The 21,991-nt window shown below is 45.1% G+C and carries 25 protein-coding genes; 17 read left to right on the forward strand and 8 right to left on the reverse strand.

Annotated elements, in window-relative coordinates; translation table 11 throughout:
* The first annotated feature begins 80 nt into the window (after positions 1-80).
* Positions 81-872 carry a DUF1338 domain-containing protein gene (locus AB6D93_RS04340; RefSeq protein ID WP_010435216.1) on the forward strand — a complete coding sequence of 264 codons (792 nt, stop codon included), beginning with the start codon at positions 81-83 and terminating at the stop codon, positions 870-872.
* 177 nt (positions 873-1,049) lie between these two features.
* On the opposite strand, the gene crp is transcribed toward AB6D93_RS04340, so the two are convergent.
* The 6 genes from crp to AB6D93_RS04370 all read right to left on the reverse strand — a co-directional run bounded on the left by crp (position 1,050) and on the right by AB6D93_RS04370 (position 6,841).
* Positions 1,050-1,682, reverse strand: a complete 633-nt coding sequence (gene crp / locus AB6D93_RS04345; RefSeq protein ID WP_004729651.1) for a cAMP-activated global transcriptional regulator CRP — start codon at positions 1,680-1,682, stop codon at positions 1,050-1,052.
* Between the two features lie 239 nt (positions 1,683-1,921).
* Positions 1,922-2,791, reverse strand: coding sequence for a phosphoribulokinase (locus tag AB6D93_RS04350; protein WP_010435210.1), 870 nt, complete (start codon positions 2,789-2,791; stop codon positions 1,922-1,924).
* Between the two features lie 77 nt (positions 2,792-2,868).
* Positions 2,869-3,081, reverse strand: a complete 213-nt coding sequence (locus tag AB6D93_RS04355) for a YheU family protein (RefSeq protein WP_010435208.1) — start codon at positions 3,079-3,081, stop codon at positions 2,869-2,871.
* A 91-nt stretch (positions 3,082-3,172) separates the two neighbouring features.
* Complete coding sequence (locus AB6D93_RS04360; RefSeq protein ID WP_016783703.1) at positions 3,173-4,180, reverse strand: hydrolase; 1,008 nt, start codon at positions 4,178-4,180, stop codon at positions 3,173-3,175.
* Between the two features lie 271 nt (positions 4,181-4,451).
* On the reverse strand, positions 4,452-4,922 hold the full coding sequence (locus tag AB6D93_RS04365) for a TIGR02444 family protein (protein WP_010435202.1): 471 nt from the start codon (positions 4,920-4,922) through the stop codon (positions 4,452-4,454).
* Positions 4,919-6,841 (reverse strand): ABC transporter ATP-binding protein, encoded by a 1,923-nt coding sequence (locus tag AB6D93_RS04370; RefSeq protein ID WP_016767995.1) that lies wholly within the window; start codon positions 6,839-6,841, stop codon positions 4,919-4,921. Before AB6D93_RS04370 ends, AB6D93_RS04365 begins: the two co-directional genes overlap by 4 nt.
* Positions 6,842-7,014: 173 nt before the next feature.
* On the opposite strand from AB6D93_RS04370, the gene kefG reads away from it, so the two are divergent.
* From kefG to AB6D93_RS04395, 5 genes are all read left to right on the forward strand, one after another.
* Positions 7,015-7,599, forward strand: a complete 585-nt coding sequence (kefG, locus tag AB6D93_RS04375) for a glutathione-regulated potassium-efflux system ancillary protein KefG (protein ID WP_010435196.1) — start codon at positions 7,015-7,017, stop codon at positions 7,597-7,599.
* Complete coding sequence (kefB, locus tag AB6D93_RS04380; protein WP_017068828.1) at positions 7,586-9,382, forward strand: glutathione-regulated potassium-efflux system protein KefB; 1,797 nt, start codon at positions 7,586-7,588, stop codon at positions 9,380-9,382. Before kefG ends, kefB begins: the two co-directional genes overlap by 14 nt.
* A gap of 156 nt (positions 9,383-9,538) precedes the next feature.
* The gene (locus AB6D93_RS04385; RefSeq protein WP_019825339.1) at positions 9,539-9,739 is read left to right on the forward strand and encodes a YheV family putative zinc ribbon protein; all 201 of its coding nucleotides are present in this window, start codon (positions 9,539-9,541) and stop codon (positions 9,737-9,739) included.
* A 94-nt stretch (positions 9,740-9,833) separates the two neighbouring features.
* On the forward strand, positions 9,834-10,424 hold the full coding sequence (gene slyD / locus AB6D93_RS04390) for a peptidylprolyl isomerase (protein ID WP_017061108.1): 591 nt from the start codon (positions 9,834-9,836) through the stop codon (positions 10,422-10,424).
* 217 nt (positions 10,425-10,641) lie between these two features.
* Entirely contained in the window at positions 10,642-11,607 is a 966-nt protein-coding gene (locus AB6D93_RS04395) for an isoaspartyl peptidase/L-asparaginase family protein (RefSeq protein ID WP_017066209.1), read from the forward strand.
* A gap of 180 nt (positions 11,608-11,787) precedes the next feature.
* On the opposite strand, the gene AB6D93_RS04400 is transcribed toward AB6D93_RS04395, so the two are convergent.
* Complete coding sequence (locus tag AB6D93_RS04400; protein WP_009848930.1) at positions 11,788-12,015, reverse strand: SlyX family protein; 228 nt, start codon at positions 12,013-12,015, stop codon at positions 11,788-11,790.
* A gap of 5 nt (positions 12,016-12,020) precedes the next feature.
* Positions 12,021-12,998, reverse strand: coding sequence for a WD40 repeat domain-containing protein (locus tag AB6D93_RS04405; protein ID WP_102333878.1), 978 nt, complete (start codon positions 12,996-12,998; stop codon positions 12,021-12,023).
* Positions 12,999-13,129: 131 nt separating this feature from the next.
* Here AB6D93_RS04405 and fkpA point away from each other — a divergent pair, with 131 nt between their 5' ends.
* From fkpA to rplC, 11 genes are all read left to right on the forward strand, one after another.
* A complete protein-coding gene (gene fkpA / locus AB6D93_RS04410; protein ID WP_017061105.1) occupies positions 13,130-13,906 on the forward strand; it encodes an FKBP-type peptidyl-prolyl cis-trans isomerase in 777 nt (258 codons plus the stop codon).
* Positions 13,907-14,111: 205 nt separating this feature from the next.
* Positions 14,112-14,837, forward strand: coding sequence for a transcriptional regulator (locus AB6D93_RS04415; protein WP_004729851.1), 726 nt, complete (start codon positions 14,112-14,114; stop codon positions 14,835-14,837).
* Complete coding sequence (gene tusD, locus AB6D93_RS04420; protein ID WP_017063709.1) at positions 14,831-15,220, forward strand: sulfurtransferase complex subunit TusD; 390 nt, start codon at positions 14,831-14,833, stop codon at positions 15,218-15,220. Before AB6D93_RS04415 ends, tusD begins: the two co-directional genes overlap by 7 nt.
* Entirely contained in the window at positions 15,217-15,573 is a 357-nt protein-coding gene (gene tusC, locus AB6D93_RS04425; RefSeq protein ID WP_102333877.1) for a sulfurtransferase complex subunit TusC, read from the forward strand. Before tusD ends, tusC begins: the two co-directional genes overlap by 4 nt.
* An 8-nt stretch (positions 15,574-15,581) precedes the next feature.
* Positions 15,582-15,857: a sulfurtransferase complex subunit TusB gene (gene tusB, locus AB6D93_RS04430; RefSeq protein ID WP_017063711.1), complete on the forward strand. Its 276-nt coding sequence runs from the start codon at positions 15,582-15,584 to the stop codon at positions 15,855-15,857.
* Between the two features lie 182 nt (positions 15,858-16,039).
* The gene (rpsL, locus tag AB6D93_RS04435) at positions 16,040-16,414 is read left to right on the forward strand and encodes a 30S ribosomal protein S12 (RefSeq protein WP_004737194.1); all 375 of its coding nucleotides are present in this window, start codon (positions 16,040-16,042) and stop codon (positions 16,412-16,414) included.
* Positions 16,415-16,521: 107 nt separating this feature from the next.
* On the forward strand, positions 16,522-16,992 hold the full coding sequence (gene rpsG, locus AB6D93_RS04440) for a 30S ribosomal protein S7 (protein ID WP_010435163.1): 471 nt from the start codon (positions 16,522-16,524) through the stop codon (positions 16,990-16,992).
* A 166-nt stretch (positions 16,993-17,158) separates the two neighbouring features.
* Positions 17,159-19,255 (forward strand): elongation factor G, encoded by a 2,097-nt coding sequence (fusA, locus tag AB6D93_RS04445; RefSeq protein WP_017061101.1) that lies wholly within the window; start codon positions 17,159-17,161, stop codon positions 19,253-19,255.
* A gap of 147 nt (positions 19,256-19,402) precedes the next feature.
* Positions 19,403-20,587, forward strand: a complete 1,185-nt coding sequence (tuf, locus tag AB6D93_RS04450) for an elongation factor Tu (RefSeq protein WP_010435158.1) — start codon at positions 19,403-19,405, stop codon at positions 20,585-20,587.
* A gap of 446 nt (positions 20,588-21,033) precedes the next feature.
* Positions 21,034-21,345: a 30S ribosomal protein S10 gene (gene rpsJ, locus AB6D93_RS04455; protein ID WP_004736761.1), complete on the forward strand. Its 312-nt coding sequence runs from the start codon at positions 21,034-21,036 to the stop codon at positions 21,343-21,345.
* A gap of 14 nt (positions 21,346-21,359) precedes the next feature.
* The gene (gene rplC, locus AB6D93_RS04460; RefSeq protein ID WP_004736763.1) at positions 21,360-21,989 is read left to right on the forward strand and encodes a 50S ribosomal protein L3; all 630 of its coding nucleotides are present in this window, start codon (positions 21,360-21,362) and stop codon (positions 21,987-21,989) included.
* Positions 21,990-21,991 lie beyond the last annotated feature (2 nt).

Below are 21,991 nucleotides of genomic sequence, written 5' to 3' on the forward strand. Positions count from 1 at the left end.
TGGCTGCTGACTCTGTGTCTCAGCCTCTCCCTTTCTAATCCAAATTACTAGCTTGCTAGAACCTCTGACAAGGAGTCACCATGACGCCCGATCTACTCTTTAAATCACTTTGGGACGATTACATTCACAGGCTTTGTCCATCGGCTGAGAAAGTACATCACTTGCTGAAAGAAGACGAAGCTCTGATTAATGATCACATTGCACTGCGTACTTTCAATGTTGCTCCGCTAGGTATTGAAACATTGGCTAAGCCTTTCCTTGAGCTAGGTTATAAAGCGTGTGGCGATTACTTGTTTGAGAGTAAGAAGCTAGTCGCGAAGCATTACGAGCACCCAGATCCAAATCAACCTAAAGTGTTCATTAGTGAGTTGAAGGTCGAAGAGTGTTCAAGTGACTTACAACAGATCGTTGCTAAATTGGTTGAGCAAGTCGACGTAAGCAAGCTTCAAGGCCATGAATTCTTATTTGGTGGTCGTCTATGGGACTTGAGCTTCGCAGATTTCCAAGTGCTTGCAAAAGAAAGTGAATACGCGTCTTGGCTCGCAGCTCATGGTTACGGTGCCAACCACTTTACAGTGAGCGTTAATCAACTCGATGCTTTTGATGAAGTGCAGGCAGTGAATGATTATTTGAGCGAATCAGGCTTCACGATCAATGCATCTGGTGGCCAGGTTAAAGGCTCTCCAGAGGTCTTATTAGAGCAATCATCAACAATGGCAGATAAAGTCCCAGTTTCATTTGTTGAGGGCAATGAGATGATTCCTGGAGGCTTCTATGAGTTCGCTAAGCGTTATGCGATGGCTAATGGTGAGCTTTATACCGGTTTTGTGGCAGCATCGGCTGACAAGATCTTCGAAAGCACTAACGGTTAAAGAAAGATACGAGTACGGACTTTACCCTAAAGATGCAGATAGGCTTCGCTTCGAGAGTGTTTGCGCTTCGAAGCTGTAGGTGTTTCATTCGTATTTTCTTTGTAGATCTTTAGAAAACAAAAAAGCCACCAAATTTGCATTTGGTGGCTTTCAAATTTTAGGCTCAGTTAATCGAGATTAACGAGTGCCATATACCACGATAGTTTTACCGTGTGCAGAAATTAGGTTCTGCTCTTCTAGCATCTTCAAGATACGACCAACTGTCTCACGAGAACAACCAACGATCTGGCCAATCTCTTGGCGAGTGATCTTGATTTGCATGCCGTCAGGGTGAGTCATTGCATCTGGTTGTTTTGCTAGGTTTAGTAGCGTTTGTGCGATACGACCAGTTACGTCAAGGAACGCTAAGTCACCAACTTTTTGGCTAGTTACTTGTAGACGGTTTGCCATTTGCGCTGATAGACGCATTAGGATGTCTGGGTTCACTTGGATAAGTTGACGGAATTTCTTGAAAGAAATTTCAGCTACTTCACAAGGAGATTTTGCACGAACCCAAGCTGTACGCTCTTGGTCTTCTTCGAATAAGCCTAGCTCACCGATGAAGTCGCCTTGGTTTAGGTAAGAAAGAATCATTTCCTTACCTTCTTCGTCTTTGATAAGAACTGCCACAGAACCTTTAACAATGTAGTACAAGGTTTCTGCCTTTTCACCAGCATGAATCAAAGTACTTTTTGATGGGTACTTATGAATATGACAGTGTGAAAGGAACCACTCTAATGTTGGATCGGTTTGAGGTTTACCTAGAACCATAATATCTCACTTCCTCTGCAGGGTATGCTTGCCGCTTTCCGTATTTTAGCTAAGCCTGGATTGACTTGTAGGATAAGAGCACTCGTTGAGCGCTGCAAGCTATCTTGTGTTTCGTTTAAGAATAGTATCCTTTTTCAGGTACTATTTCTTGATTTTAATCGTGACCAAGCTACGATTTTTTACGCAAAATTGTGCACATGATCACGGTATGAAAAGTAATCAACCAGAATGGTGCTCTGTTAACCAATTTTTCCGGTTTCGATGAGTTGTTGTAGGATCGGCCTTACAATGAGCTCCATAGCAAAACTCATCTTCCCTCCTGGTACCACAAGCGTGTTGTGGCGAGACATAAATGAGCCATCAATCATAGCTAAAAGGTAAGGGAAATCGACGTTTTTGATGCCGCGCAAACGTATAACAACGAAGCTTTCGTCTAAACTTGGGATCCCTTTAGCGTTGAGAGGGTTTGATGTGTCTACCGTTGGAACACGCTGAAAGTTTATGTGAGTACGCGAAAACTGAGGAGTAATGTAGTTAAGGTAATCATCCATCGAGCGAACAATCGAGTCCATTACTGCTTCACGAGAATGACCACGATCGCGTGTGTCGCGAACGAATTTCTGGATCCATTCTAAGTTGACGATAGGTACCATGCCGATCAGCAAGTCGACGTGTTGAGAAACATTGATATCGCCATCAACCACACCGCCGTGCAGGCCTTCGTAAAACATCACATCTGAATTTTCTGGGATCTCTTGCCATGGCGTAAAGGTGCCTGGCATTTGATTGTAAGGAACGGCTTCATCGAACGTGTGCAGGTAGCTACGTACCTTGCCTGTACCTTCGTTACCGTATTTACGGAAGAACTCTTCTAGCGCACCAAAGTCGTTGGCTTGTGGACCAAAGTAGCTGATGTGCTTACCTTGCTCGCGCGCTTTACGGATCTCGACATCCATCTCTGGTCGAGTGAAGCGATGGAAACTATCCCCTTCAACCCAAGCGGCCTTCACGTCCATCATATTGAACATTTTACGGAAGGCTTCTGAGGTGGTGGTGGTGCCGGCTCCTGATGAACCCGTCACCGCAATAATTGGATGTTTAGCGGACATGACAACCCTTGTCTTTTGAGTAACTTACTTGTTAGCAATCGTTTACCACTATAACACGGCTCCTTTATGAGCGCAGCCTAGAAGCGTTTTGTGACTTGAATATCAACGGTTTCATGCAGCTCAGAAAATACGATACTGACTTCTCCTGAGGCTAATTGATGTTTCACTTGGTCAATCTTGTTTTGCAATGAAACCTCTACATCACCGTAGTCTGTACCTTCACGCAGCACGAACTCTTTGATGAGGTTTTCCAGTGTTTCTGGTGCAATGTCTTGCCATGGGATGATCATAAATACTTCTCTCTTTTATGTTCATGGATATGTTGATAACTATGTTTATTAATTAGTAATGTTTTTACTTCTATTTACTAAGGCTCGGTCATTATGCCGAATCTTGGATACTTTCATAGTAGGCTGGCAATGCTTCTTCTAGCCAAAACCTGGGCTTGAGCGTGCTACCGGTAATGAACCCCACATGGCCACCTTTCTGAAACAGGCGATAATCAATATTGTCTGGTAGTACGAATTTTGGAATAACATCATCAGTCATGAAAGGATCGTCTTTAGCATGAATGATCTGAGTCGGTAGCTTAATCTTATTCAGTTTTGGAAGCGCTGAACATTGAGCATAGTAGTCTTGAGCATTCTTAAATCCATGCAGAGGCGCAGTGATCCTTTCATCAAACTCATACAGTTTGTCTATTTTTTTGATGGTTTCAGCGGAGATACCTATTTTTTCTTGTAACAGCTTAACCTTTTTCAAGGCATTCGATTTGAGTGAGTTGAGCAGGTATTTTTTATAGAGCCTAGAGAAGCCTCTTTCAATACGACTGGAGCAGCAAGCTAAATCAAAAGGAGCAGAAACTATCGTTGCCGCCGACAGTAATGGGTCGTCCGCATACTCAGCCAAGTAGTTCGCCAGCATGTTTCCGCCTAGAGATATACCAACCGCAACCTTTGGGTTATTGGGAAATTGCGCGTGTAAGTGTCGTAGAAAGAAACGAGCATCTTCTACTTCTCCTGAATGGTACGCGCGAGCCAAGCGATTCGGTTTTCCGCTGCATCCTCTAAAGTGCATCATCACGGATAACCAACCATCTTTAGCAAACGCATTCATCAGTCCATTGGCGTAAGGGCTTTCAAAGCTGCCTTCCAAACCGTGGAATAGAACGAAAATGGGCTTATTATTCGCATCTCCTCTGCTTTTATTATCACTATTGGGGCTATCTCCCTTCGGGTCCTCGCTCCATGCAAGGTCGAGGAAATCACCGTCGGGAGTTTCTAAGGTTTGCCATTGAGGATCAAATAACGCCTGCTTTCTAATAAACCGTGGCACTAAGGTTTGTAAGTGCGGATTAGAGAGACCAGCCGCTGCGGTAAATATTGTCATAAAACAGTCCATGCTTCTTTTATGGGCTTTGATAAAGTGTTGAGCTTTTAGTGAAACGCCCATGTTTTTATTTGAGCTTGGTTGATTCTCGGCATAAGCGCAAGAGTTTCACTCATACAGGTTTCAAAACAGGTTGTAGGTAACTGGTTGAATACTATCGAGGTTAAGCTCTATATATTGCTAATAATCCGAGCCACCATCGCGTGAACACGAAGAACGATAGTCCCCAATAAGCTTGGATCTTGATCTAACAAAAGGAAAAGGGAATGCCTTAGGGCTGAGGGGCTGGTTCAGAAAAAGCAACATAGAGGTTTTCTGCCCCTAATAATCGACAGTATTGAAAAGCGAGAGGCGCTTGTTGGTTTGCGAAAAGCTGAAGAGAGTTTATGTAGTCGACGAGATCAGATTGTTGTTGTTTCTCTAGTTGTAATTCGAACTGTAAGGCTTCACGGTAGAGTGAATCAACAACGTGTGCTTTGAGATGCTTACGTAGCTCTCGATAACTATGAAGCAGGGTTTCAGAGCGGCTCAAGCACTGTTGAACTTTGTGCCACTCTTCTTCGGCAAAAGACAATTGCTGCTCATCAAGCCATTTGAGCAGCAGCAGTAGATTGACGTTGCCGTGAAACTGGTTTTGTAAAGCTAGGCACGCATCCTTTACACCACGCACACTGTAATACTGAAGGCTAAATTGCCATAGTCGTTCCAGTGTTAGTGATATTGGGGCGTGCTCTGGGCTCATAAGCTATCCATATCCTGTTCCATCTGCTCAAGCTCTTCTTGAGTGGACATCCAATCCATTTCAACTTCTTCTAGCTGTGACTTACTGCTCGCTTGGAGAGCGAGTACTTTATTCAGTTTAGCCTTATTTTCAGCTTCATACAGTGAAGTGTCGGATAATTCTTGCTCGGCTTCTTCAAGAGCCAACGTTAATTTATCCATCTGCTTTTCAAATTGACTCAGCTTTTTACGAATTGGTGCCGTTAGTTTACGGAACTCTGCTTCTTTACGTTTCTGATCTTTTTTTGCTGCCGCACTGTTGGCGCCGTCTTTTGCTGGTGCCAATGCTTGTGCTTCTTTGCGTTCAACTTTCTGCTGTTCGGTTAGCCACTTGTAGTAATCGCTTAGGTCACCATCAAACGGTGCAACTTGACGGTCGTGTACCAAATACAAATCATCGGTAGTCGCACGGAGTAGGTAACGGTCATGCGATACGATAACCATTGCGCCTTCAAACGTCTGCAATGCAAACGTCAGCGCCTGACGCATGTCGAGATCCAAGTGGTTGGTTGGTTCATCGAGCAGCAAAAGATTCGGTTTTTGCCATACTAGTAGCGCCAGAACTAAACGCGCTTTTTCACCGCCTGAGAAGGGGGCTACTTTATCGAGCGCTTTTTCACCTTGGAAACCGAAGCTACCTAGGTAATCACGCAGTTGTTGCTCTGTGTGTTTAGGGGCAATCTGCATCATGTGTTGCAGCGGTGTTTCTTCTGGGTGCAGCGTCTCTAATTGGTGCTGTGCAAAGTAACCCATCTTAACGCCTTGTGAATAGCTCAGTTCACCACCTTGCTGTTTCAGTTCGCCAGAAAGGAGTTTAATCAGCGTTGACTTACCAGCGCCATTTCGGCCAAGTAGACCAATACGACTGCCCGGTACTAGGTTCAAGCGAATCTTCTCTAGAATCAGGTTGTCATCGTAACCCGCAGAGACTTCATCCATCATCATGATTGGATTTGGTAGCGCGTCTGGTTCTCTAAACTCAAAGCTGAATGGGTTATCAAATTGAGCGGGCAGCACTTGTTCCATTTTCTCTAATGCTTTGATACGGCTTTGCGCTTGGCGAGCTTTTGAGGCTTTGTAGCGGAAACGGTCAATGTAGCTCTGCATATGAGACATTTGTTTCTGCTGTTTTTGGTACATCGCTTGTTGCAGGATCAGTTTTTGCGCGCGTTGAGTTTCGAACGATGAGTAGTTGCCGGTGTATTCATTGAGCAGCTGGTTTTCAACATGCACGATGCGGTTGACGATAGGATCCAAGAAATCTCTATCGTGCGAGATAAGAACGAGTGTGCCAGGGTAGTTTTGTAACCAGCGTTCTAGCCACATTACTGCGTCTAAATCCAAGTGGTTGGTTGGCTCATCGAGTAGCAGTAGGTCACTGCGGCACAATAGGGCTTGCGCTAAGTTCAAACGCATACGCCAACCACCCGAGAACTGGGTTAGGTTCCATGTCATTTGTTCTTGGCGAAATCCTAAGCCATCCAATAGCTCAGCAGCACGTGCTTTGATGCTGTAACCACCAATGGTTTCAATTTTGCCGTGGATCTCTGCTACTAATGTGCCGTTGTCGGCTTGTTCAGCTTTCTCTAGTTGATCTTCAAGGCCGCGATATTCACGGTCGCCATCAATCACGTATTCAATCGCTGTTCTTTCTAGTGCTGGCGTTTCTTGAGCAACCCAAGCCATTTCCCAATGGGCTGGTTTACTGAATGAGCCAGCATCAATAGACAGCTCGTCTTTAATTAAGGCGAACAGCGTAGATTTACCACAGCCGTTTTTACCAACCAAACCGATCTTGTCGCCAGGATGAAAAGTCGCAGATGCTTGGTCGAGGAGTGGCTTACCGCCGCGTAGCAATTGAATATCAGAGAAAGTAATCATATAGAGGTAGCATAGAAATTAGAGGTGAACAGACGCCTGCATAGTAGGCTGAATCCAGATAAAAGTCGATCACAATGCAATTTGCGTTATGATGCCAATAACATATTAATAACTTTTATTTAAATTCTAGTGGCCTTGCCACCGTTTAGCCCTTAAAGGAATGTTTCAAAGGAATGAGTATTACTCCCTCGATAGACAAACCCGTGCCAAAGGTATTAGTGATCTATGCGCACCCAGAGCCGCAAACCTCTATCGCTAACCAGATCATGGTTAAAAAGATAGAGTCGCTTGGGAATGTTAAAATCCACGATCTTTATGCCCTCTATCCTGACTTCTTTATTGATGTGCCTTATGAGCATGAACTGCTTCTGCAGTACGATGTGATTGTATTCCAACATCCTTTGTTTATGTACTCATGCCCTTCGTTATTGAAGGAATGGTTTGACCGAGTATTAGGCAAGGGCTTTGCGTTTGGTGAGCAAAGTGCACTTAAGGGTAAGCATTGGCGCAGTGTTATCACCACGGGTGGTAAAGAAGAGGCGTTTGGTGCTGCAGGCTATAATAAGTATCCCTTACAAGAGATCTTGCAACCGTTTGAGCTAACTGCCGCTTTGTGCCAGATGCACTGGATGTCACCTTTAGTTTTACATTGGGCTCGAAATGTCTCGGATATGACGCGTTACCAACACGCTGAAGAATATCGAAATTGGTTGCGAGATCCGCTACAAGATATAGGAGCAAATGATGGCTCTGACTAATGATTTCCTACAAAGTAGCGCTATATTTTTAGCGGCGGCTGTGGTTGCGGTTCCTATCGCACAGCGCGCCGGTTTGGGTTCAGTACTCGGTTACCTATTAGCAGGTGTGGCAATTGGCCCATGGGGGCTGGGCTTAATCAGTGATGTAGAGGCGATTCTGCACTTCTCCGAATTCGGGGTGGTACTGCTGCTCTTCCTGATTGGTTTAGAGCTTAACCCGAAAAAACTGTGGCAGATGCGAGCCCCCATTCTCGGGTTGGGCGGCGCACAAGTGCTGATCACCACTCTGATTATTACCGCCATCGCCTGTCTATTTGGATTAACTTGGCAAACCAGCCTCGTGATAGGTATGGGTTTAGCGTTGTCTTCGACAGCCATTGCTTTACGCGTTATTGAAGAGCGAGAGCTTGGTGGCAAAGAAGCCGGGCAGTCAGGCTTTGCAGTACTGCTTTTCCAAGATATCGCCGTTATTCCAATGTTGGCAATGTTGCCTTTGCTTGCGGGTAATACCGGCGGTAGCTGGGCTGACATGTTATGGATGCTGGGTGGTGTGATTGGTCTGCTGGTCGGTGGTCACTTCTTGTTGAGACCACTTTTCCGATACGTAGTGATGAGTGGTGTGCGTGAGTTATTCACCGTCGCGGCGCTGTTACTTGTGATTGGTATTGCTGTGATCATGCAACGGATTGGCTTGTCGATGGCATTAGGTACCTTCCTAGCGGGCGTACTTCTGGCTGAAAGTGAATATCGACACGAGCTTGAGATCGCGATTGATCCATTCAAAGGTTTACTGCTTGGTCTGTTCTTTATCTCTGTGGGTATGGCGGTAAACCTAGGTCTACTGGCAGAAAGCCCATTCGCAATACTTATTGCAGTGTCGTCGCTAGTCGTATTGAAAGGTTTGGTGCTGTATGCGCTGGCTCGTATCTTCGGCACTCAAGCTAAAGCACGCAGCCGAATGGCGATGATCCTTAGCCAAGGTGGTGAGTTCGCTTTCGTTATTTTTACTGCGGCGAGTGCTCAAGGCATCTTAAGTGGCGAACAAGTGTCGTTCTTACTGGTGGTTGTGAGCCTTTCTATGGTGACCACGCCATTGATGCTTAAACTGCAAGACCGATTCTTTGCACGTCAGCTTAATCAAATCAGTGAAAGTGCGATGTCTTCGGATGTGGTTGATCGCAGCCCTCGAGTGATTATTGCGGGCTTTGGTCGTTTTGGTCAGATCATTGGTCGTCTGATGTATGCCAACAAGATTCGTATCACTGTCCTTGAAAGTGATGCCAGCCAAATACACATCCTTAGAAAGTTCGGCTACAAGGTGTTTTACGGAGACTCGACTCACCTAGAGCTATTACGCGCAGCCGGTGCTGATAAAGCAGAGGCGATTGTGTTGTGTACTGACTCCCCTGATGAAATCATGAAAACCGTCGATTTATGTAAGCAGCACTTCCCACGCTTAAAGATCTTGGCGCGTGCACGAAGCCGTGTTGAAGCGTATCAACTACTTAACCACGGTGTGAGTAACTATTCGCGTGAAACCTTCCTTGGAGCATTGGATTTAGGTCGTCAAACATTGACTGAACTTGGCATGCATCCATATAAAGCGAAGCGAGCAGAAGCACACTTTAGAAAGTTGGATAATGGTATGCTGAAAGAGTTGCTGCCTCAGCATAACGAAGATGCCGAGTTAGCCCAAAGAGCGAAAGAGGCTCGTAAAGAACTTGAAGAGATCTTTGGACACGAGATGGAAAACGATCACCAATCTCGAAACTATTGGCAGTAGCTTGAAGTGATAACTCATGCTTGAGCTTAGAAATAGAGCTTGGGCATAGAAATAACAGACTATAGAACTAACCTAATAATAAACGCGGTCTCTGCTTAACTTATCAATAAAGTGAGTGGGAAGAACCGCGAATCCAGAGTAGTAAAGGATATGAACGTGAAACAGAAAAAACGCTTTATCGCAGGGGCAAGCTGCCCAAGTTGCAGTACTCAAGACACACTCCGTTGGTGGATTGAAAATAATATCGAGCTGGTGGAATGTGTCGATTGTGACTTCACAGAACAGCGTAAACCGAAAACTGTAGAGAAATCTGAACACGCGAATCAAGAAATGATCGGTATTTTTAAGCCAGAATGATTGAGTTTCGTTAATTGATCCCCATAATATCCCGGTACAGAATTTTTCCTAAGCTCAACTGTTCGAGCTTAGTCCAAACCTCCTTGGAGCTCTCATGAAAATTGAAAAGAACGTAGTAGTTAGTGTTGCATATCAAGTGAAACTTGAAGATGGCGTAGTAGTTGACCAATCAACTGCAGAAGCTCCACTAGATTACCTTCACGGTCACAACAACCTAATTACAGGTCTTGAAAAAGAGCTTGAAGGCAAAGTAGCTGGCGACAAGTTCTCTGCAACTGTTACTCCAGAAGACGCATACGGCGAACACAACGACGCACTAGTTCAACGTGTTCCTGCTGACGTATTCCAAGGTGTTGAGCAAATCGAAGTTGGCATGCGTTTCCTAGCGGATACTGACCAAGGTCCAATCCCCGTTGAAGTTACTGAAGTAGATGGCGACGAAGTTGTTGTTGATGGTAACCACATGCTAGCTGGCCAAACTCTAACGTTTGACGTTGAAGTTGTAGCGGTTCGTGAAGCGACTGAAGAAGAAGTTCAACACGGTCACGTACACCAAGAAGGCGGCTGTGGCGGTCACGACCACGATCATGACCACGAAGGCGGTTGCTGTGGTGGCGAAGGCCATGACCACGGTGAAGAGAAAAAAGACGGCTGCTGCGGCGGCGGTAGCTGTGGTTCTCACTAATACCGAATTAACGGTTTAGTTTAAGAATCTTGAAAGCCTCCCTTGTGGAGGCTTTTTGCGTTTAGGAGTCTCGCTTTTTGACCTCGCTTTTCTCTACCAAACTAAGTGTCCGCAAATCTAAGCATTCGTAAAAGTTTGGTTTTCGTTATCAGACATCGAACCATGGATGTGGTATTGATAGCACAACATTATAAGACGACGTCAGTGGAGAGTTTGTATGTCACAGCCTTTTTCAATTGCCATTCATGGTGGTGCAGGAACCATCTTGCGCGAGCAAATGAGCTATGAATTAAAAGCGGGTATTACCGAGGCTTTGGAAAAATCGGTTTTGGCTGGTTATCAAATATTGCAATCGGGTGGTGATGCTCTGGATGCGGTAGTGGCATCGGTTAAGGTGATGGAAGACAGCCCGCACTTTAATGCCGGTAGGGGCTCTGTTTTAACGCATGATGAATTTGTTGAGATGGACGCTTCTGTGATGCATGGCCGCGAAATGGATGCAGGTGCTATTGCAGGCGTTCGCCATATCAAAAACCCAATTGAGCTTGCACGTGATGTGATGCGGAAAAGCGACCATGTGTTGCTGATTGGTGAAGGTGCCGAGAAGTTTGCGTTTGAGCATGACTACACCTTTACCGAGCAAGACTACTTCTTTACTGAGCGCCGCTATGACCAACTTCAGTCGATGAAAGAGAAAGGCATCTTTGCTCTGTCTGAAGCGAAATATGATCAGCAGCAAGCTGAGAAATACCCTGACGATAAAAAGTACGGCACGGTTGGTGCGGTCGCATTAGACCAAGCGGGTAACTTAGCGGCAGCAACCAGTACCGGTGGCGTGACCAATAAGAAATACGGTCGTGTGGGTGACTCTCCGATCATTGGTGCAGGAACCATCGCTGAAAATGGCAATGTTGCCGTCTCAACAACCGGGATGGGTGAGTTCTTCCTACGTAAAATGGTCGCCAGTGATGTCGCAGCACGAATGCGTTATCTGAAAGAAGATGTGCACACCGCTTGTGAAACGATCATTCAAGGTGAATTGAAAACCATGGGTGGAGAAGGTGGCTTGATCGCTATCGATGGCCAAGGCGATATACATTTTGGTATGAACAGCTCAGGAATGTATCGTGCAAGCGTTGATACTCAAGGTCGTGTTGAAGTGAAGATTTATGCCGACGACTAAGTTGGTATCGGCTTAATTGGCTTTAGCTTATTCACTGAGATGAAATAAACAAAAGGGCGACAGATAAGTATCTGTCGCCCTTTTAGTTTTCTATGTCCCGTCCTGAAATGTGTTTACACATTGAGGACGAGAAACTAACGATATGCGTCGTTAGATTTAATTGGTTATTTTGAACCGCACTTAATAGTGTGGAGGTGGCGTCTCTTCTGATGCGTCAGCTAGATTAGAGCCATCCATATTTTTTACTTTGCCAACCACGAACTTCATCTGATCTTGCATTCTCGTGATTAACATTTGTTGTTGGCTAAGCGCTTCATTGAGTTCTTCAATGGTCTGTTCTTGGAAAGCTAGCTGACACTCTAGGTCATTTACGCGGCTTTCTAGTTGTTCAACTCGCTTTTCTGTCATCGTTCTTAATCCACATTCCAAGCTTGGGCAATGCCCGCAGAGGTGCCCGATATCACACGGTTCTTATCATCAAAGGCTGCATCATACACTACCGCACGAGGAGGGCGAGCATCTTTTAGTGGCTCAGCATCGTGGCGAGAAATTCGTTTGCCATCCTGAGTATTCCACACACTCACTTGGCTGGATGGCGTGCCCGTCACCAACATGCTGCCGTCATCAGAAAAACGAGCACTCGAAAAAATCAACTGTCGAGACCAGCTTTGCAATTGCGCTTGAGGTTCGCCCGTTTCAAGATCCCAAATCATCGCTTGATTGCCGCCATCAGAGGTAAAAGCCAGTTCACCATCGCGTTGTAGCGCGACTCGTACTACTCTTTGTTCATGCTCAAAGGTGCGCAACACCAAGCCCGACTCGGTATCCCAAAGGTAAGCTTTGTAGTCGTTGCCGCCTGATAATGCGTAGCGGCCATTAGAAGAGAGGGAGACTGAATTCACTTTTTCTCGGTGAGCAAGGAACTCCAGACGGCGTCCGGTGACTAAGTCCACATAGATGGCTTTTCCATTAGAAAGGCCAAGCAGTACTTTTTCACCATTGCTAGAGATATCGACATCGCGAATCAAGCCGTCGGAGATAGACCAGAGCCCTTGTGCTTGAGTCCAAGATAAGTCCCAAACGGCGAAGTTCATCTGGCTAGCGGTAATGGCAAAACGGCCATTGTCCGAGATACGGATACGCGATACTTGGTTTTCTAACTGGTCTTGTGGACCAAGCTGAGCCAACTCTTGGTCTTCGGCGAGGTCCCAAAGGAGCAGTTGCTTTTGCTGAGAGTAGAGCAGGGCGAAGCGTCCCTCTCTGCTGAGTGCAAAGCTGGTGGCACCATTGGGCTCAATTTCCCAACGCTGCTCATCATCTTGGAAGAAAAAGCAACCATTTAACAAGGTGATGACAATTGTACATAGCAATGAGTGGAAAAATATTCGCATCACATCTAATAATCCGGTTTGTGTCGAAAGACATATGACTAGTATATTGTTATAACTAACGTATTCACACCAATCTAATCATTAGATTTGTGCACAATAACCAATGGCTTGGCCATTAATTGGAGAATTCAATGAAATCAGTTTTAAAAGTATCACTGCTTGCCGCAACGGTTATGCTAGCAGTTGGTTGTCAGAAAGAAGAACCAAAGGCAGAAGCTCCACAGGTAGAAGAAGTTAAAGTTGAAGCAGTAAACTTTAAAACAGAAGATGACAAAGCGGCTTACGCAATCGGTGTATCTTTCGCTAACTACCTAAGCACAAGCATTGATAAGCCAAGCGAGCTAGGTATCAACCTAGACAAAGATATGGTTCTTCAAGGTATCGAAGACGTATTCGCAGAGAAAACAGCACTTAACGAAGAAGAAACTCGCGCAGCTCTTGAAGCTCTAGACAAGCGTGTTGCTGAAACGATGCAAGCACAAGCGGCAGAAAAATCTGCAGAAGTGAAGAAAGCCGGTGATGACTTCCGCGCTGAGTTCGCTAAAACTGAAGGCGTTAAGCAAACTGAATCTGGTCTACTTTACCAAGTAATGACTGCTGGTGAAGGCGCTTCTCCAAAAGACACTGATACCGTTCAAGTACACTACAAAGGTACGCTAACAGACGGTACTCAGTTCGACAGCTCTTACGATCGTGGCGAACCAGCAACATTCCCACTAAACCGCGTAATCCCAGGCTGGACTGAAGGCGTACAACTGATGCAAGTTGGTTCTAAGTACAAGTTCGTTATCCCGCCAGAGCTAGCATACGGTGAGCAAGACACACCGACTATCCCAGCTAACTCAACGCTAGTATTCGAAGTAGAACTACTAAACATCGATAACGCTGAAGCAGCTCCTGCACAGTAATATCGGTTAAAAGCCTCGTACTAAAATACGTTGATTGAATAAAAAGCCTAACTTTGAGTTAGGCTTTTTTTATGATTTGAAGATGAGTATTTGATTTTTAAACTTGTTCTAAATCACTAGTTGCAATGTTAGCTAGGTGTGCAATTAAAATTTTCTGATAAACTTACATAAATTTGTTGATTTTTCACACGAAGGTAAGGAATAAGTGACTACTACAGAAACAGTCAATGCAGATGTGTTACTTGAAATGGAATCAGTCCACGTTATGCCATTCAGTGAACACGATAAAATCATTCTAAGATCTTATGAGGCCGTTGTTGACGGTATTGCGAGCCTTATTGGTCCGTTTTGTGAAATCGTTTTGCACTCTTTAGAAGACCTCAATACTTCTGCGATTAAAATTGCCAACGGCGAAAATACAGGTCGTCAGGTTGGCTCGCCGATTACCGATCTTGCATTGAAGATGCTAAAAGATATTGAAGGTTCTAAGCGTAACTTCTCACGTTCATACTTCACTCGCGCTAAAGGCGGAGTGTTGATGAAGTCGATCACGGTTGCTATCCGCAACGGTGAAGACCGAGTGATTGGCCTACTGTGTATTAACGTGAATCTAGACGCGCCATTCTCACAAGTGCTGCAATCGTTCATGCCTACACAAGACGCAGACGAAGCCGCATCATCGGTTAACTTCGCTAGTGACGTTGAAGAACTTGTCGACCAAACGGTTGAACGCACCATTGAAGAAATTAACGCTGACAAATCGGTATCGAACAATACTAAGAACCGTCAGATCGTGATGGAGCTGTACGACAAAGGTATTTTCGATATTAAAGACGCGATCAACCGCGTTGCTGAGCGACTGAACATCTCTAAGCACACCGTGTACCTATACATCCGCCAACGTAAAACAGAGGATGAAGAGGGTTGCTAAGCTATACACTCCTAGTGAATGGGCCAGTCTATGGCTCACAGTCAGCAAGAAGTGCCTACCAGTTTGCCGTGGCTCTGATTAAACAGGGCCACAAACTTCACAGTGTGTTCTTCTATCAAGATGGCGTGAGTAACGGCTCAGACCTTACCGTACCGGCTAACGATGAATTTGATTTAGCTTCTGCTTGGCAAAAGCTGGCTGATGAACACGATGTTAGCCTTGAAACCTGTGTGGCAGCTGCGCTAAGACGCGGAGTGATTAGCTCTGAAGAAGCAGAGCAACATCAACTAAGTGCCTCTAATCTAGCCACTGGATTTACTCAAGCCGGATTAGGGAGCTTATCGGAAGCGCTACTAACGCAAGATAGGGTTGTGCAGTTTTGAGAAAGTTAGCCTTTATATTTAACAGTTTCCCTCATACGACCGCTGCGGGTAGAGAAGGGTTAGACGCCCTGCTTGCTGCGTCCGCATATAGTGAAGACATTGCCGTGTTCTTTGTTGGCGATGGCGTGACACAGCTTCTCAAAGCGCAGCAGCCCGACGAAACACTATCGCGTGACTACATCTCTGCATTCAAACTTATGGACCTGTACGACATCGAACAGGTGTATGTGTGTCAGCTTAGTCTGAGTCAGTTTGGTCTTTCAGCAGACAACCTGCTGATCGATGTGACCACCGTTGAAGCCGACGAGTTAACGCAGAAGTTAGCTCAGTGCCAACAGATACTGACTTTCTAGGGGACGCTATGCTTCATATTGTAAAATCAGTCGACAAACTTAAACTCGCATTGACCTATTCTCAGCCACAAGATCAGTATCTTTTGGTGGAAGATGCGGTGTATGTTTGCCTTCCCAATCATGAGTTATTCACTCAAATCTGCGCAGTAGAGCAGGTGTCGGTGTTAAAACCAGATCTCGATAGCCGAGGTTTACAACTACTTGTCTCAAGTACCATTGATCAAGTTGACTTCGATGGCTTCGTTAAACTGACGGTTTTGAACGACAAATCAGTCACTTGGTAGCTGTGTTTTATCAGTTTGGTTAAAAGTAGACCATCCTGAGCTCTAGACGGCTAAAAAAGATCTGTATATTTCTTGACACACCTCCCACTGCTGAATAGAATTTTGCGTCCCTAATTACGACTTGTGATTAGGGATAGATTTTTCACAAAGCTTACTTTCAAGTAAATTTCAGGAGCTAGTTAATGGCAACTATTAACCAGTTGGTTCGCAAACCTCGTGTAAAGCAAGTTGTTAAAAGCAACGTGCCTGCACTAGAAGCGTGCCCACAAAAACGTGGTGTATGTACTCGTGTTTACACTACTACACCTAAAAAACCTAACTCGGCACTACGTAAAGTATGTCGTGTACGTCTAACTAACGGTTTCGAAGTAACTTCGTACATCGGCGGTGAAGGCCACAACCTACAAGAGCACAGTGTTGTACTAATCCGTGGCGGTCGTGTAAAAGACCTTCCGGGTGTTCGTTACCACACTGTTCGCGGCGCACTTGACTGTGCTGGCGTTAACGACCGTAAACAAGGTCGTTCTAAGTACGGTGTGAAACGTCCTAAGTCTTAATTGATTCTCTTTTTTAAAAAGAAATCGTTAAGTAAGGCCAAACACTATTTTATTTATTATTCTGAAAAGTTTTGGAAAAAACCTGAAGAAGACAACGGAGAATATCCATGCCACGTCGTCGCGTAATAGGTCAGCGTAAGATCCTTCCAGATCCTAAGTTCAAATCTGAATTGCTGGCAAAATTCGTTAACATCCTTATGGTTGACGGAAAGAAATCTACTGCAGAAAAAATCGTTTACACTGCACTAGATTCAATGGCTGAGAAGTCTGGTAAAGACCACTTAGCTGTATTTGAAGAAGCTCTTGAAAATGTTCGCCCAGCGGTAGAAGTTAAATCTCGCCGTGTAGGTGGTTCAACTTACCAAGTACCTGTAGAAGTTCGTCCGGTTCGCCGTAACGCTCTTGCTATGCGTTGGGTAGTTGAAGCTGCGCGTAAGCGTGGTGAAAAATCTATGGCTCAACGCCTAGCTGCTGAAATGCTAGACGCGTCTGAGAACAAAGGTACTGCGGTTAAGAAACGTGAAGACGTTCACCGCATGGCTGACGCAAACAAAGCGTTCGCACATTACCGTTGGTAATACCTTTTTAGTGCTGCAAGGTTCCTTGCAGCACTTCTTTAGTTCCTATGCTTATGCTAGGAACTATTGCTATTTCTAGGGCAAGCAATTTTTAGCGAAGTATCGCTTTTAACGCCTAATCTAGACATAGCAATAGTCCCTAAGTCTCTAATAAGAGGATTCAACCGTGGCTCGTAAAACTCCTATAGAGCAATACCGTAATATCGGTATCGTTGCTCACGTAGATGCAGGTAAAACAACCACAAGTGAACGTATTCTGTTCTATACCGGTCTTTCTCACAAAATCGGCGAAGTTCACGATGGTGCAGCAACCATGGACTGGATGGAGCAAGAGCAAGAGCGCGGTATTACGATCACTTCAGCAGCAACCACTACGTTTTGGCGTGGTATGGAAGCTCAGTTCTCGGACCACCGTATTAACATCATCGACACTCCTGGACACGTTGACTTCACAATCGAAGTAGAACGTTCTCTGCGTGTGCTTGATGGTGCAGTTGTTGTGTTCTGTGGCTCATCTGGTGTTGAACCTCAGTCAGAGACAGTATGGCGTCAAGCTGATAAGTACCAAGTTCCACGTATGGTTTTCGTTAATAAAATGGACCGTACCGGCGCTGACTTCTTGCGCGTAGTTGAACAGATCAAGGACCGCTTAGGCGCAACTCCTGTTCCAATTCAACTGAACATTGGTGCTGAAGAAAACTTCCAAGGCGTTGTCGATCTTATCAAGATGAAGGCAATTAACTGGAATGAAGCTGACCAAGGCATGACTTTCACGTACGAAGATATTCCTGCAGACATGCAAGAAATGGCTGAAGAATATCGTACAGAACTTGTTGAAGCTGCTGCAGAAGCAAATGAAGAGCTGATGGATAAGTACCTTGAAGAAGGTGAACTAACAGAAGCTGAAATCAAACAAGGTCTTCGTACTCGTACCCTTAATAATGAAATCGTACTTGCTACTTGTGGTAGTGCATTCAAAAACAAAGGTGTACAAGCTGTTCTAGATGCAGTTGTTGATTTCCTTCCTTCTCCAGTCGATGTACCTGCAATTAAAGGTATCGATGAAGATGAGAACGAAGCAGAGCGTCACGCAGACGACAAAGAACCGTTCTCAGCGCTAGCATTTAAGATTGCAACAGACCCATTCGTTGGTACTTTAACTTTCATCCGTGTTTACTCTGGTGTTGTTGAAAGCGGTAAAACAGCTTATAACTCTGTGAAGAAACAACGTGAACGCTTAGGTCGCATTGTTCAAATGCACTCAAACAAGCGAGAAGAAGTAAAAGAAGTACGAGCAGGTGACATCGCAGCCATCATTGGCCTGAAAGATGTGACTACTGGTGAAACCCTTTGTGACCAGAACCATAAGATTGTTCTTGAGCGCATGGAGTTCCCAGACCCAGTTATTCAGATCGTTGTAGAGCCAAGCTCTCAAGCTGATCAAGATAAAATGACTATCGCTCTAGGTAAACTAGCAGCGGAAGACCCATCGTTCCGCGTTGATATGGATGCGGAAACTGGCCAGACTCTGATTTCTGGTATGGGTGAACTACACTTAGATATCATCGTTGACCGTATGAAGCGCGAATTTAGCGTGAACTGCAACGTTGGTAACCCGCAAGTGGCTTACCGTGAGACTATTCGTGGTACAGCGAAAGCGGAAGGTAAATTTATCCGTGAACATGGTGGTAAAGGTCAGTACGGTCACGTATGGCTGAAACTAGAACCATCAGAAGCTGGCGAAGGCTTTGTCTTTGTGGATGAAATTGCCAATGGTATCGTACCGAAAGAGTTTATCGCTTCAGTTGCTAAAGGCGTTGAAGAGCAGATGAACAATGGTGTGCTTGCTGGCTATCCAGTTTTGGATATCAAAGCTACACTATATGATGGTTCTTACCATGAAACAGATTCAAGTGAGATGGCGTTTACAATCGCTGCCTCTATGGCTTTCAGAACGGGTGCACTTGAAGCGCAACCGGTTCTGCTTGAGCCTATGATGAAAGTTGAAGTAACTACTCCAGAAGACTGGATGGGTGACGTTGTTGGCGATATTAACCGTCGTCGCGGCATCATCGAAGGTATGGACGAGGGGACAGCTGGCCTGAAGATAATTCGTGCACAAGTTCCGTTGTCTGTCATGTTCGGTTACGCAACTGATTTACGTTCTGCGACACAAGGTCGTGCTTCTTACTCTATGGAGTTTAGTGAGTACGCTGAAGTGCCTAACAATGTTGCAAAAGCAATCATTGCAGAGCGTGGTTAAACAAAAGGAAGGCATTTTTTTTCATTTTTTGAAAGAACAATGCGTCCAAATATTGCGCTAACGAGAGTTGGCGCATAAAATAGCAATTTCTGGCGCGTCTCGCTCAATAATGAACGTGGCGAATCATAACTAGGAAGGAACACGATTGTGTCTAAAGAAAAATTTGAACGTACGAAACCGCACGTAAACGTTGGTACTATCGGCCACGTTGACCACGGTAAAACAACTCTAACTGCTGCTATCTGTACTACTCTTGCAAAAGTATACGGCGGTGTTGCTAAAGATTTCGCATCTATCGATAACGCTCCAGAAGAGCGTGAGCGCGGTATCACAATCGCAACTTCTCACGTTGAGTACGACACTCCAGCACGTCACTACGCACACGTAGACTGTCCAGGACACGCGGATTATGTTAAAAACATGATCACTGGTGCTGCACAAATGGACGGCGGTATCCTAGTTGTTGCTGCGACTGACGGCCCTATGCCTCAAACTCGTGAGCACATCCTACTTGGTCGTCAAGTTGGTATCCCTTACATCATCGTATTCATGAACAAATGTGACATGGTAGATGACGAAGAGCTACTTGAGCTAGTTGAGATGGAAGTTCGTGAACTTCTTTCTGAATACGACTTCCCAGGTGATGACCTACCAGTTATCCAAGGTTCTGCACTTGGCGCACTAAACGGCGAGAAGCAGTGGGAAGACAAGATCGTTGAGCTTGCAGAAGCACTAGATTCTTACATTCCTGAGCCAGAGCGTGCAGTTGACCAACCGTTCCTACTACCAATTGAAGATGTATTCTCAATTCAAGGTCGTGGTACTGTTGTAACTGGTCGTATCGAGCGCGGTATCCTACGTGTAGGTGACGAAGTAGAAATCGTTGGTATCAAAGAGACTACTCTTACTACTTGTACTGGTGTTGAAATGTTCCGTAAACTGCTTGACGAAGGTCGTGCAGGTGAGAACGTTGGTGCACTTCTACGTGGTACTAAGCGTGATGACGTTGAACGTGGTCAAGTACTTTCTGCGAAAGGTTCTATCAACCCACACACTAAGTTTGAGTCTGAAGTATACGTACTTTCTAAAGACGAAGGCGGCCGTCACACTCCTTTCTTCAAAGGTTACCGTCCACAGTTCTACTTCCGTACAACTGACGTAACAGGCGACATCACTCTACCAGAAGGCGTAGAAATGGTAATGCCAGGTGACAACGTTCAAATGACTGTTGAGCTAATCGCTCCAATCGCAATGGACGAAGGTCTACGTTTCGCAATCCGCGAAGGTGGCCGTACAGTTGGTGCTGGTGTTGTAGCTAAAATCTTCGCTTAATAGCATTTAGATTTTTGCACTCTCTTCATTAGAAGAGCACGCATCTGAAAAGGGGAGCTTCGGCTTCCCTTTTGTTTTCTCAAAAGAAATATTACCTTCCATCTGTCTTCTTCCCTCTCGATACAAAACCAACTTCCTATAAATTGCGATTATTTTTCCAACACTACTTGCATACTAAAGTGTGATCTGTATAATGCATCGCACTGGCTAACGCTGGTTGTGAACCAATGAGCACTGAGGAGTAGGTCTTACCTAGTAATGTATACTCAGCTTATGTTCGCGGTTAATAAAAATAGTAAACTTCTTGTTTACTTCAAAAGTTAACTGACAATGCGTCCTAATTTTGGGTGCTACGGTTTCACATAAATCAATCGGCATTCTCTCGTTTTATCGGGTTTGAGTGGCGATATTGTTTGTGTAATTTTTAATAATTGGAGCTCTGTCTCATGCAGAACCAACGTATTCGTATCCGCCTTAAAGCGTTTGATTACAAGCTAATCGATGCTTCAACTGCGGAAATCGTTGAAACAGCAAAACGTACTGGCGCACAGGTTCGTGGTCCTATTCCACTTCCTACTCGTAAAGAGCGTTTCACTGTTCTTACCTCTCCACACGTCAACAAAGATGCACGTGATCAGTACGAAATCCGTACTCACAAGCGTTTGATCGACATCGTTGAGCCAACAGATAAAACTGTTGATGCTCTAATGCGTCTTGATCTTGCAGCTGGCGTTGATGTTCAAATCAGCCTAGGTTAAGGGAGATAAGAATAATGATTGGTCTAGTCGGACGTAAAGTGGGTATGACCCGCGTATTTACTGAAGAAGGCGTTTCTATCCCAGTAACTGTTGTTGAGGTTGAAGCGAACCGTATTTCTCAAGTTAAAACTCTTGAGACAGACGGCTACGCAGCAATCCAAGTAACTACTGGTGCTAAGAAAGCTAACCGTGTAACTAAACCTGAAGCTGGTCACTTCGCGAAAGCGGGTGTAGAAGCAGGTCGCGGTCTTTGGGAATTCCGTTTAGAAAACGGCGAAGAGTTTGAAGTTGGCGCTGAGCTAAACGTAGAACTTTTCAACGAAATTAAAAAAGTAGACGTTACTGGTACATCTAAAGGTAAAGGCTTCCAAGGCGCTATCAAGCGTTGGAACTTCTCTACTCAAGATATGACTCACGGTAACTCTTTGTCTCACCGCGCACCGGGTTCAATTGGCCAATGTCAAACTCCAGGCCGCGTGTTTAAAGGCAAGAAAATGGCAGGTCACATGGGTGCTGAGCGTGTAACGACTCAAAACCTAGAGATCGTACGTGTTGACGCTGAGCGCAATCTACTCCTTATTAAAGGTGCAGTACCGGGCTCAACAGGCGGAAACGTGATCGTAAAACCTGCTGTTAAAGCATAACG

Source organism: Vibrio sp. 10N.247.310.23 (assembly GCF_041467155.1).
GTDB lineage: Bacteria > Pseudomonadota > Gammaproteobacteria > Enterobacterales > Vibrionaceae > Vibrio > Vibrio crassostreae_C.